This window comes from Pontibacter toksunensis (assembly GCF_042686245.1).
GTDB lineage: Bacteria > Bacteroidota > Bacteroidia > Cytophagales > Hymenobacteraceae > Pontibacter > Pontibacter toksunensis.
This window is the reverse complement of record NZ_JBHUOX010000009.1, coordinates 148,419-160,345: the sequence shown is the minus strand read 5'-3', so window position 1 is coordinate 160,345 and position 11,927 is coordinate 148,419. Positions and strand designations below refer to the sequence as shown.

Here is an 11,927-nt window from a genome sequence, read left to right as displayed (position 1 = left end):
CTGTAGAGAAGTTAATTATCTGAATTGATAACTTTGATAACACTAGCAACAGGGTTTGTATATTTACCAGTATCTCCACTATCAAATTCTATAGAAACTATGATTTCTCTTCCCACAGATACTATACTAGCAACGGTTCCCATTCCTTTCTTAAAATGTTTAACTCGATCACTAACCTTAACAACTTGTCCTACACTATCAACAGCATTGAACGTAATACTGATATCATTTGCAGCGTTTGTTACTACTTTGGGCGCCGCAAATGATACGTTTTTTGTTTCCAATGATGACAGTCTTGAACTGAGGGCATTAATTGATTTTAATATCAAGTCTGTTTCAGCGGAAATTTCTACTTTATCTGGAAGTTTAGCTTTGGTGATACCGAGCAGTTCAATGACAGAATTGATATCATCACCTTTGCTCTTAAAAGTCTCTTTAAGGTTTTCAGAAATATCTTCAACTGCCTTATTAACTTCATCAATTCTTAATGAGCTATTATATGGTATGTCCCTAAAGCCTTGTATATCGAATATCCTTTCTGTAACCTCATCCTTTATAAAACTTACTGGCATATCGAAAGCTTGCCTTACACCTAGCTCATAAAGAACATTTGGGTTTCTGGAGCTGAGATCACAAATAGCCATATCAGAGTTCAGGAGTCGCTGCAGAATATCTATTACTATCACATTTGTCTTCTTGATATCGTCCGCTCTAACAGGTGTAAAGCCTGCCTTTGTACAAGCTGGCTTAATAATGTACTCATACACTCTTTTGAAATGTCCTGGTTCATAACCTTCAGCATCAGAAATAGGCATAATGACAAAGCATGTTTTTCCTTTTGGTTGCTCTTCCTCAGCACCTTCGCTCTTAGTGTTGTTTTTCGACATTTAGCCTGTAATTATTAGTAGCAGAATAATCAATATCAGAAAAATTAATTAAAGCATTTGACAACTAAGTGTCATTTTTGCCGTTATTTGTATATATCTAAATAAAACACGATATTTGCAATATGTTTCATCCTTCCATTAGGAGGAAAGAGATCGGAAGACGCTAAGCCCAGATGCTTAGCGTCTTCTGCTTTTATGCAATTTCATTCAACCTTCTTTTATATTTATTCATCATCTTCCTGTAGCTATTTGGCTCTAAGCAGTAAGCAGTTAGAACATAATAAGCTTCTTTCTTGCGTAGTGGCTCCAACACTACAACATACCTTTCGTCGCGGTTTACTACATAAGTCCGCACCCCATCTTTATCAAGTGCGCTAAAGACTAAAACATCAGCTCTAGATGTTTCTTCTATATGCACCTTGACCCAGTGCAGCCGCTTAGACCTCTCAGCTTCATATTCTCTCCGCTTCGTTGCGTGATCTACAACAACAGTTGTAAAGTGTCTTAATAAACGCTGCAATTTATCCTCTTCTCCGGGAGTTGGCTCAACCTTACGGCTCCGGAAGAAAAGTCCTGGCTCCGATGCAAAGTCCCTACTAAAGACTCTGGCCAAAGACTCAGTTCGTGCTCTGTTATTCAGATGATCGATTTCGAGCAAAGCGTTATATACCTTCAATAAATTCGTCGCCATTCCTACACTACTTCAACTCAATAAAGAAAAGATTAAACTTACTTGCTGATTTTGTGGTGTTACAGTCTAGGGAGTGATTTGAATGTTTTTTTATACGTTCTATGATATCTACTTTGGCGGTGACTGCAGGCTCTTCGTTCAAGTTATAATTAAGAGCCCCTGTAAAGAAATCAGCTAACTGCATAAAAATACTCTCATGGGACCTTATGTTCTGCAAAGTCCGAATAGAGCTATAGGAATATTGGAGTACTTCGCGTAGCTTTTTTATTTTCCACTTACTCAACGTATCTTTTATGTCAAGGAAAATGTTATACGTTGAGCTCATATCAAGCATATGATATATAAGCTGGTAGTACATTTTGTAATAAAATGTATCGAAGTCTTGTTCAAAAGTTTGGTTACTTACCCTGTTCTTATCAATGATTATGGCTCTAAATCTCAAATCAGAACTAAAGAAATAGTCTGTTAACTCTTGATAAAAGACAGACTTAGAATGTGAAACTTTTGACCATTTGAGTTCTGAGTAGAAGTTGTGTTTCTTCTTTAAGTTATCTATCGCCTCCTTGTGTATCTGGATTTGATTGTATGGAACATTTATGTAACCTAAGAGCATGTACTGCTTATGGTCATTCTCTAGGTGGCAACTCTCGTCGCAGTAAAGATTATAAGTTCTATTAGACATTTCTTGAACCTTTCTTCGCTAAACTGGGTGGGACAACTTTCTAAAATTAGTTACAAAATAGCTACTCCCCAAACCTTGGAAACTGCCGGTACACCTCAACCTTCCTGATCTGGCCCAGCCTTACCATGTAGTTGTAGGTCTGGTCTAAAGAAGTATGGCCATTCTGCTCTTTTATGGCTATTAAGTCTTTTGTTGCCTGGTACAACTGGATGTTGCCTGTATGTTTGTAGCCGTACATGCTGTACTCCTGATCTGTAAGCCCTAGCTCTTCCAGTACCTTGCGGTGGCGCTCCCAAAAATACTCCTTCCCTACCGGCTTGAGCCCCGGCTCTTGGTACCTGGTGAACACGTAGTAGTCTGGCGGGTAACTGCGCAAACCATGCTCCTGTATCAGCTCTTCCAGTGCCGGCGGTATGCTGGCGTGTCTACCTTCATCTACTTTAGATCGGTCAGCTGCAATGTAAATGGTGTCTTCAAGTATGTCTTTTACCTGCATCAACCGCAGCTCACGTCCAGGCCTTGCAGCAGTATAGTAGATGAAGCTCACAAACAGAAATAACTGCTTATCTCCTTTCATAAGAATAAGCTTCTTTATCTCTCTCAGCTGATCAGTGGTATAGGGTACATGCTGTGTTGAGACCGTTTTCTTTTTGCGCTTAATCTTCTGAATAGGGTTATGCTTTTTTTTGATAGTGCCATCCTCTACCAAGGCATTGTAAATCCTGTTCAGATTAGTGTGGTAGTTGTTATAGGTTTTGTTACTTACCCCCACTTCTTCTACTCCATTGCGATCTACTTTGCGCTCCAACTTGAGGTAGTTAAAGAAAGCTTTAGCCGCATCTTGATTGAAGTCAATCAATCTAATCCCAGCTATAGCATTATATTCCAGCCATTCCGTAAGCACGTTGTTCAGGTTTCGATATCCCCTAATGGTATTTGGACTGAGAGAAGTTCTATTCTCTTCAATGTAGTTTGTAATTGCCTCTGTGAGCTTCAGGTTGTCTCTATCTACAGTTGGCTCAAAAGTTATCTCAGGAAGGGGCTTATCCTTCGCTATAACGTAACCCTCTTTCAAAAGCTCATTCACAGCTTCAATAACCTCTGATGCTCTAGCCTTACGTTCTCGGACAGTCTTAAATTGATTGATGTTGTAATCGCGAATTATGCGTACTTTCTTGTTCTTGATCTCACTCCATACCCAAAAACTAACACTCCACCTGGCGTCCAGATTAGGCTTGCCATTTTCGGTTTGGGGGATAATGAGTTTAGCTAAATTATATGGCGCTTTTGTAGCAGATTTTGCCATGTTTAGTGTCGCGAATAGTGTCGCAACGTAACGTGTAGACATAAAAAAAGCCCTCAAACGGGTGTTTATGGGCTTTTTCTTCGTACCAGGAGCGGGAATCGAACCCGCACGGCCTTGCGGCCACAAGATTTTAAGTCTTGCGTGTCTACCAATTCCACCATCCCGGCAACCTTCAGGAGCGGTTCCTGAAGTGTAGACTTTAAAAAGCAAAGACGTTGCTATATGACAACGTCTTTGCTTTTTATTTTTGCTGAGCGGGAGACGGGATTCGAACCCGCGGCCTCGACCTTGGCAAGGTCGCGCTCTACCAACTGAGCTACTCCCGCTTTTGTTATTCCTAAACCGCCGTAGTGATTTAGTGATGCAAAGATATAGACAAAATCTCACTTGTCAATAGCCACCGCATTTTTTTTCTACTCTTTTTGCCCTTTCAGCTGATTTTCAGGAAGAAAAATTTCTACTTATTCCAGCTCTTACTCCTTCCTTCACCTGATAACCTATTCTACCAAGGAGTAGCAGATGCACACAAGGCGAAGATTTATTTTTTTATCAGCATAAAGCCTGAGCAACGAATAGAGGCACCTGTTCTAAGAATTCACCACCTTATCCTGCAGGAGCCCTTTTAGCTCGTTTAGCTTTAGCAGCGCCTCCACCGGGGTAATGGTGTTAATGTCCAGCGCCTCCATCAGCTCCTTTGCCCGTACCAGGTTCGGGTCGTTGAGTTCGAACATGCTGAGCTGGAAGTTGTTTTTCGGAGCCGTCTTCATTTTCTGCTGCGGAGAATGCTCCGATACTTTCTCTTTTTCGAGGTGGTGCATAATTTCATCGGCGCGCAACACCACATTATTCGGCATCCCCGCCATCTGGGCCACATGTATCCCGAAGCTGTGTTCGCTGCCGCCTTCTACCAGCTTGCGCATAAACAGGATCTTACCTCCTGCCTCTTTCACTGACACATTGTAATTCTTTACGCGCGGCAGGTCCTCCGCCAACTGGTTCAGCTCGTGGTAGTGCGTGGCGAAAAGCGTTTTGGCTCTGCACTTTGGGTGGTTGTGCAGGTGCTCCACAATAGCCCAAGCAATGGAAATACCGTCGTATGTGCTGGTGCCACGGCCAATCTCATCCATCAGCACCAGGCTGCGGTCAGAGAGGTTATTCAGAATACTGGCCGTCTCTGTCATCTCCACCATAAAGGTAGACTCACCCTTCGACAGGTTATCCGAAGCGCCTACACGGGTGAAAATTTTATCGATGATGCCTAATGTTGCCGCCTCTGCTGGTACAAAGGAGCCGATTTGCGCCATCAGCACAATGAGAGCCGTCTGGCGCAGCAGGGCACTCTTGCCGGCCATATTCGGCCCTGTGATGATGATGATCTGCTGCTCTTCATTGTCCAGGTAGATGTCGTTGGGCACGTAGGCCTCCCCCAGCGGCAGCTGCTTCTCTATCACAGGGTGGCGGCCCTTCTTTATGTCCAGAACATGGCTGTCGCTCACATCCGGCTTCACGTAATTGCTGCTCAGGGCAATGCCGGCGAAGGAGCTGAGGCAGTCGATAACACCGATAACTTTTGCGTTTTGCTGTACCTGCGCCACATAATCCAGGGCGTGCAGCACCAGGTCGTTGAACAGGCCGAACTCAATGGTAAAAATACGCTCTTCAGCATTCAGTATCTTCTCTTCGTATGTCTTCAGCTCTTCTGTGATATAGCGCTCAGCGTTCACAAGTGTCTGCTTGCGTATCCAGGAGGCAGGCACTTTGTCTTTATGCGCATTGCTTACTTCAAGGTAATACCCGAACACCTTGTTATAGGCGATTTTAAGGGAGCTGATACCTGTATTCTTGATTTCGCGCTGCTGCAACTGCGCCAGGTAATCTTTACCTGAGAAAGCAATGGCCCGCAGCTCGTCCAGTTCTGCATTTACGCCATCGTTCATCATGTTGCCCTGGTTTGTGAGCATCGGCGGCTCTGGCTTCAGCACATTCCGGATCTCTTCCCGCAGTCCATCACAAGGGGCCAGCTGTGCCGCCAGCCGCTGCAGGGCAGGTATATCACTTAGCGCCAATGCTTTTTGAATAGGTAAGATTACTTCCAGCGCCTTTGCCAGCTGCACCAGCTCCCGTGGGTTCACGCGCCGCACCGCTACTTTGGAGATCAGTCGCTCCAGGTCGTTTATCTGCTTGAGGTGCTGCGTGAGTTCATGCAGCAGTTCGCTGCGCTTTGTCAGGGCCTCCACGGTGTCGAGGCGGCGGCGTATTTGGGCTACGTCTTTCAGCGGCAGTACCACCCACTTCTTCAGCAGGCGTGCGCCCATTGGCGTCATAGTTTGGTCCAGCACCTGTATCAGCGGCACGCCTTCCTGGTGCTGTGTAAAAAGCAACTCGAGGTTGCGCACTGTAAATCGGTCCAGCCATACATATTTATCCTCCTCCAGGCGCGAGATAGTGGCGATGTGGCTGATTTCGTTGTGCTGTGTTTCAGATAGATAGTGCAAAATGGCACCTGCCGCGATGATACCTTCCGCCATACCTTCAATTCCGAAGCCTTTGAGGGTAGCGGTTTTAAAATGACGTGTCAGCGACTCATAAGAGGTGTCATAGTTAAACACCCACGGCTCCAGCGCATAGTAGCGAAAGTCCGGGCCGTAGCGGTCTATGAAAATTTCTTTTTCGCGCTTGCAGAACAGCACTTCGGCCGGAGCCAGGCTCTGCAGCAGCTTGCCGATATAGTTCTTGTCGCCCTGCGCGGTGATAAATTCCCCTGTTGACACATCCAGGAAAGAGATGCCTGTTTCTGTTTTCCCGAAGTGTATTGCAGCTAGGTAATTATTGCTGCGCCTCTCCAGCACCTGGTCGTTAAAAGAAACACCCGGCGTTACGAGTTCCGTCACGCCCCGCTTCACAATACCTTTCACCGATTTCGGGTCTTCCAGCTGGTCGCAGATGGCCACGCGCTCCCCCGCCCGCACCAGTTTGGGCAGGTAAGTATCGAGGGAGTGGTGCGGAAAACCGGCCAGCGCTGTTTCAGAGGCAGAGCCATTGCCCCGCTTGGTCAGCACAATATCCAGAATCTTGCTGGCCTTGATGGCGTCTTCGCCAAAGGTTTCATAAAAGTCTCCTACCCTGAACAGCAGCAGCGCCCCCGGGTGCTTCGCCTTGATGGCGTTGTACTGCTTCATGAGCGGGGTTACTGTGCCTTTGCCTTCTCCTTTCATACTATGCTTTACTAATTATGAATGCTGAATTATGAATCAGAAGTGGAACTTACCCACCCCTGCCCCTCCAGAGAGGGTAATTTTGCTGTTTCGGGGCTGCAATCCGTTGCTGCGTTGCCACTGCTTCTGGTGGCGGATTGCAAATCCGGAAGAGCTACCTATTGTACCTGTTAATTGTCGATGTAGCCACTTGGCTTTTTACATACTAATCAACAACTAACCACCAGCAATCAGTTTGATTTCTGCCTTATCTGCCGGACCTTTGTGGCATCACAGCCCGCTGCTACTGACTCAAAAGTCCTTTGTCTTGCGTCCTGTGTCTTACATCCTGAAAAAATGCGTAAACTTTCGATGGACGAACTCAACCGGGACTCGGTTGAGGACTTCAAAAATAAGAAAAAAATACCGTTAGTCTTGGTGCTCGACAATGTGCGCAGCCTGAATAACGTAGGTTCTGTTTTTCGCACCGCTGATGCCTTTATGGCGCAGAAAATTTACCTCTGCGGCATAACAGGAACACCACCGCACCGCGATATCGAGAAAACCGCTTTGGGCGCCACCGAGTCTGTGGAATGGGAGCACGTGCCTGACACCTTAGAGCTGGTAAAAAAATTACAGGCTGATGGTTTTAAAATCTGTTCTGTAGAGCAGGCAGAGAACAGCACCATGTTAAATAACTTCCAGCCAGTGTGGGGGCAAAAGTATGCTTTTGTGCTGGGAAACGAGGTATTTGGGGTAGAGCAGGACGTGGTAAGCTTGTCAGATGTGGTACTGGAGATACCACAGTATGGCACCAAGCACTCCCTCAACATTTCGGTTGCAACAGGCGTGGTGGTATGGGATTTTCTAAGTAAAACACTGGCCCAGGAAGTGTAGCCAGAATCATCCATATGACAAATTCAGAAGCACGGGCGCGGTCCGTGCTTTTTTGTTTTTCAGGAGAACTGACAACAGCTGACATAGCCTGAAAGGATGAAGCCTACTGTCGTTGTGATACGAACGACGTACAAAAAATAGCCCGCTCTTTAAACCTTTACCCTGCTGAACTGTCAGACTTATGACAGGAGGCACTTTTCTTTATCATTCTGATAAAGAAAAGGGAGGATTAACATATGCCGCAGTAACATGTGCCGTGTCCTTATTCTTGTTAGTTACTTGAATCAGCTTACCATTACCGTCTCACGACGCACGACCTACTATAACTATGAAAACTTACTATTCCCGCTTATCCATTTTTCTTTTCTTCTTACTCTCCCCGCTGGCCCTGCTGGCACAGGACGGAACAGCGCTGGGTCGCGTAACCGGCACTGTGGTGCAAGGCCCCCAGAAAACGCCTTTAGGCTTTGCCAACGTCGTACTCCTCACTCCCCACGACTCTAGCCTCGTAACCGGTGCCACAACCGACATCAGCGGTAAGTTTGTGTTGGAGCGCGTTCCTTTTGGCAGCTACACCCTCAGAGTTTCCATTGTAGGATATCCCACAAAATTTGTATCCAATGTTGCTGTTAGCCAGGATAACCCTACAGTTGCACTAAACAATGTTGCCATGGGGGCTGCTAATACAAGGCTGAGTGAGGTAGAGATAACCGCAGAAAGGGAACTGGTAGAGTATGACCTGGACAAAAGAGTAGTAAATGTAAGCCAGGATATTTCAGCAGAGAGCGGAACAGTGGCAGATGTGCTGCAAAACGTGCCTTCCGTTACTGTGGACATAGATGGCAATGTGAGCCTGCGCGGGAGCTCGAACGTAACGATTCTGGTAGACGGAAAACGCACTTCGCTGGCAAACCTGAGCATGGACCAGATTCCAGCTAACCTGATTGAGAGCATTGAAATTGTTACGAATCCTTCTTCCAAGTATGACCCTGAGGGGACATCCGGTGTTATCAACCTCATCCTGAAAGAAGACAAAAACCTGGGCCTGAATGGTACTGCCACGGTAAACGTGGGAACCTTCGAAAACTATAATACTTCCATCAACCTGAACTATGGCCTTGGCAAGTTATCGCTCAACGGCGGCTATGACTTCCGGCACAGAACCAGGCCCGGCGTCAGCTCCACCTTCACAACCTACTACGGAGATAGCCTAGACTATACTTACCTGGACCAGGTGCGGGAACGGCAGAGCCTAGACATCAACCATAACTTCCGGCTTGGAGCAGACTACCAGCTTAGCCCAAAGCACGCTATCTCAGCCTCGGCTTTCTACAGAACAGATTACGAGGAAGACACCGGAGATTTGCTGTACCGTTTCCTGGGCGAAGACCGTGGCCTGATTGGCACCCGTACCCGCCAGACCGAGGAAGGCGAAGAGGGCTACAACATGGACCTGAACCTGGGATATCGCCAGACATTTGAAAGGGAGGGGCAGGAACTGACGGCAGACCTGGTGTATACGAACAATGCAGATGACGAGGAAAGTGAATGGGTGGACCAGAACATGGAAGTGCTTACAAGGCAGTACACCCTGACAAATGATAAGAACAGGCGCTTTACGGCACAGGCAGATTATGTGCACCCTTTCTCGGAGAACAGCAACCTGGAAGCAGGCTTCCGCAGCTCTTTGCAGCGCCTGGACGAGGACGCCAGTTTCTACGACTACAACTATGAAGTGGGCCAGTTCCTGTTTAACGACACCATCAGCAACCGTTTTGTATACGATGAGCACGTGCACTCTCTGTATGCCAACTACAGCAACAAGTTCAGAAGCATCAGCTACCAGTTTGGCTTAAGGGCTGAACAGACCCTGACCACCGCCGACCAGCGCACACAGGACATGGTGTATGAGAACGATTACTTCAGCCTGTTCCCGAGCCTGTTTGTAACCCACGACATCAACGACGACAACAAGGTGCAGTTCAGCTACAGCCGCCGCATTAACAGGCCCAGAAGCCGTTTCCTGAACCCGTTTGTAGACAGAAGCGACCGCTTTGATGTGGACTTCGGTAACCCGCAACTTAACCCGGAGTTCATTAATTCGCTGGAGCTGGGCTACCTGAAGTACTGGGGTAGCTCCTCTTTTAACGTGAGCACCTTTTATCGCCACACCACCGACCAGATACAGCGGCTCCGCAGGCCGGCCGTTGTAACAGAGGACGGCGAAACGTTTACCCGCCTCGAAACCACTTTTATTAACCTTGCCAGCGGCGCATCCTACGGCGTAGAGTTTGCCGGTACGCATACCGTTGGTAACTGGTGGCGCCTGAACGGCAGCCTGTCTGGCTTCAGAACCGACCTGAACGATAGCCAGGGCGACACCGAACTTAGCAACAGCCAGTTCAGCTGGAACACAAGAGTAAACTCTACCATGACAGTCTGGAAAGACCTGGACATACAGGCAAATGCCTTCTACCGCGCACCAATGGCAACCATACAGGGGCGCAGGGAGCAGCTTTTCAGTGCGGATTTAGGCTTACGGAAAGATGTACTGGATAAAAGAGGAACTGTAATGCTCCGGGTGTCAGATATTTTTAACACACGCCAGTGGAACTTTGTCTCTTTCGAAGAGGGTGTCTTCCGTTCGGAGAGCAACAACAGGCGCCAGAGCCGCATTATTTACGTAGGCTTCACCTACCGCATTAACAGCGACGCAAAGCGGGAACGTGGCAACGACGACAGAGAAGATGGCGGAGACGGCGATTTTGAATTTTAAGTCTCTCTGCTGAAGGACGTGTGTGGCTGCAGTTTAAAGGGCATTCTCTCTGCTTCCCTGTTTACTGCGTACTCCTGCCGCACTGGAAAGAGCTTCTTATACTGACTTCATAGCTTAACTACGCAAACAGCCGGCGCCTATGCTCCGGCTGTTTGCGTAGCTGCCAGTCCTTCTTTACCACCCCCTCATTGTAACGCGCCAGGAACTGCTGGGGCAAGTCCTAACTTTGATTGCGTCTTCTTCCGTATCTAAAGATAAAAGCAAACTACATGAACAACACCCAAACCGCTCGCCTACCCATCATCGACATGCACTGCGACCTGCTGGTATACCTGACTGATGTACCGGGCTCGGCACCAGATAAAGTGGAAGAGATTGGCTGCGCGCTCCCCTCCCTCTCAGAAGGAAACCTAAAACTGCAGGTGATGGCAATTTATTCTGCCGCAGAACCAGGCAGCACCCACTATGCCGGTCTGCAGCGCGATATGTTTAAGCAATTAGCAGAGGAAGATGGCAATTGCCTGACAGCTGTGACGGATGTAGAAAGTCTGCAGGAGGCAATGCAAAGCGAAAGCAGCGTGGGCATGGTAGCAGCCATCGAAAACGCTGCAGGCTTCTGCGAAGCGGTAGAGCCCCTGGAGGACGGATTCAAAAAGCTGGAGAGGATTATCACCGACTGCGGCCGCATCCTGTATATCAGCTTAACGCACCACACCGCAAACCGCTTCGGGGGCGGCAACATGACACAGAGCGGCATAACACGCGACGGCAAAATGCTACTGGACTACCTGCACGGCCGCCGCATTGCCGTAGATTTCTCCCACACCAGCGATGCCCTCGCCCACGACATCCTTACCCATATTGACAGCGAGCGTTTAGACATTCCGGTTATAGCCAGCCATTCTAACTTCAGGCCTGTGTGGGAACACAACCGGAACCTGCCCGATGAACTGACACAGGAGATTATTCACCGGAAAGGGCTGATTGGAATAAACTTTCTACGGTCTTTCCTGAACACGGAAGAGCCGGAGGCACTCCTGCACCACATCCAGTATGGATTGAGCAAAGGGGCACAGGACGCTATCTGCTTCGGGGCTGACTATTTTTACACAGCTGATAACCCCGATGTAAGCTGTGTTCCGTTCTACTACAAAGAACACGAGCAGGCGGGCACCAGCTACAACTACATCCTGAACCGTCTGAAAGAAGAGGTAGCGCAGGAGCAGCTTGAAAAGCTCGCTTTTCTGAACGCGAAACGTTTTATTGAGCGCATCTGGTCTTAGCCCAGGTGGATTATTCAGTGACTGCCTCTGCGGGAACAGGGAAAAAGCGGCAACATAAACAGGCTCTTATTCCAATATCCGTATTACCCTTCAGGAGAGGCAGGAGCAGTGCGGTCATCACCATCAGCAACAGGCTTGACGCAATATTTCCGGCGGCATAATAAATTTACCCTTAAAAAGCAGCGATTCACAAAATTCCTGACCAAATAAG

8 protein-coding genes and 2 tRNA genes are annotated in these 11,927 nt (G+C 47.6%); 3 read left to right on the top strand and 7 right to left on the bottom strand.

Translation table 11 applies throughout. The features are described 5' to 3' along the window. Window positions 1–11: 11 nt before the first annotated feature. The 7 genes from ACFS7Z_RS13740 to mutS form a co-directional block, all read right to left on the bottom strand. A complete protein-coding gene (locus ACFS7Z_RS13740; protein WP_377485498.1) occupies window positions 12–887 on the bottom strand; it encodes a hypothetical protein in 876 nt (291 codons plus the stop codon). Window positions 888–1,080: 193 nt separating this feature from the next. Next, window positions 1,081–1,578 (bottom strand): hypothetical protein, encoded by a 498-nt coding sequence (locus tag ACFS7Z_RS13735; RefSeq protein WP_377485496.1) that lies wholly within the window; start codon window positions 1,576–1,578, stop codon window positions 1,081–1,083. Between the two features lie 7 nt (window positions 1,579–1,585). Next, a complete protein-coding gene (locus ACFS7Z_RS13730) occupies window positions 1,586–2,260 on the bottom strand; it encodes a DUF3800 domain-containing protein (RefSeq protein ID WP_377485494.1) in 675 nt (224 codons plus the stop codon). Window positions 2,261–2,321: 61 nt separating this feature from the next. After that, the gene (locus ACFS7Z_RS13725) at window positions 2,322–3,608 is read right to left on the bottom strand and encodes a tyrosine-type recombinase/integrase (RefSeq protein WP_377485492.1); all 1,287 of its coding nucleotides are present in this window, start codon (window positions 3,606–3,608) and stop codon (window positions 2,322–2,324) included. Window positions 3,609–3,649: 41 nt separating this feature from the next. Then, window positions 3,650–3,733 (bottom strand) — tRNA-Leu (locus ACFS7Z_RS13720). Window positions 3,734–3,819: 86 nt separating this feature from the next. Beyond that, a tRNA-Gly gene (locus tag ACFS7Z_RS13715) sits at window positions 3,820–3,892 on the bottom strand. 261 nt (window positions 3,893–4,153) lie between these two features. Further along, a complete protein-coding gene (gene mutS, locus ACFS7Z_RS13710) occupies window positions 4,154–6,781 on the bottom strand; it encodes a DNA mismatch repair protein MutS (protein WP_377485489.1) in 2,628 nt (875 codons plus the stop codon). Between the two features lie 336 nt (window positions 6,782–7,117). On the opposite strand from mutS, the gene ACFS7Z_RS13705 reads away from it, so the two are divergent. The 3 genes from ACFS7Z_RS13705 to ACFS7Z_RS13695 all read left to right on the top strand — a co-directional run bounded on the left by ACFS7Z_RS13705 (window position 7,118) and on the right by ACFS7Z_RS13695 (window position 11,716). After that, on the top strand, window positions 7,118–7,657 hold the full coding sequence (locus ACFS7Z_RS13705; protein WP_377485487.1) for an RNA methyltransferase: 540 nt from the start codon (window positions 7,118–7,120) through the stop codon (window positions 7,655–7,657). Window positions 7,658–7,985: 328 nt separating this feature from the next. Continuing rightward, on the top strand, window positions 7,986–10,433 hold the full coding sequence (locus tag ACFS7Z_RS13700) for a TonB-dependent receptor domain-containing protein (RefSeq protein WP_377485485.1): 2,448 nt from the start codon (window positions 7,986–7,988) through the stop codon (window positions 10,431–10,433). 269 nt (window positions 10,434–10,702) lie between these two features. Beyond that, window positions 10,703–11,716 (top strand): dipeptidase, encoded by a 1,014-nt coding sequence (locus ACFS7Z_RS13695; RefSeq protein WP_377485483.1) that lies wholly within the window; start codon window positions 10,703–10,705, stop codon window positions 11,714–11,716. The last annotated feature ends 211 nt before the right edge of the window (window positions 11,717–11,927 follow it).

Bases quoted from the DNA above. Each gene is read 5' to 3' on its own strand.
- ACFS7Z_RS13740 (WP_377485498.1), bottom strand. From the start codon at position 887: ATGTCGAAAAACAACACTAAGAGCGAAGGTGCTGAGGAAGAGCAACCA.
- ACFS7Z_RS13735 (WP_377485496.1), bottom strand. From the start codon at position 1,578: ATGGCGACGAATTTATTGAAGGTATATAACGCTTTGCTCGAAATCGAT.
- ACFS7Z_RS13730 (WP_377485494.1), bottom strand. From the start codon at position 2,260: ATGTCTAATAGAACTTATAATCTTTACTGCGACGAGAGTTGCCACCTA.
- ACFS7Z_RS13725 (WP_377485492.1), bottom strand. From the start codon at position 3,608: ATGTCTACACGTTACGTTGCGACACTATTCGCGACACTAAACATGGCA.
- mutS (WP_377485489.1), bottom strand. From the start codon at position 6,781: ATGAAAGGAGAAGGCAAAGGCACAGTAACCCCGCTCATGAAGCAGTAC.
- ACFS7Z_RS13705 (WP_377485487.1), top strand. From the start codon at position 7,118: ATGCGTAAACTTTCGATGGACGAACTCAACCGGGACTCGGTTGAGGAC.
- ACFS7Z_RS13700 (WP_377485485.1), top strand. From the start codon at position 7,986: ATGAAAACTTACTATTCCCGCTTATCCATTTTTCTTTTCTTCTTACTC.
- ACFS7Z_RS13695 (WP_377485483.1), top strand. From the start codon at position 10,703: ATGAACAACACCCAAACCGCTCGCCTACCCATCATCGACATGCACTGC.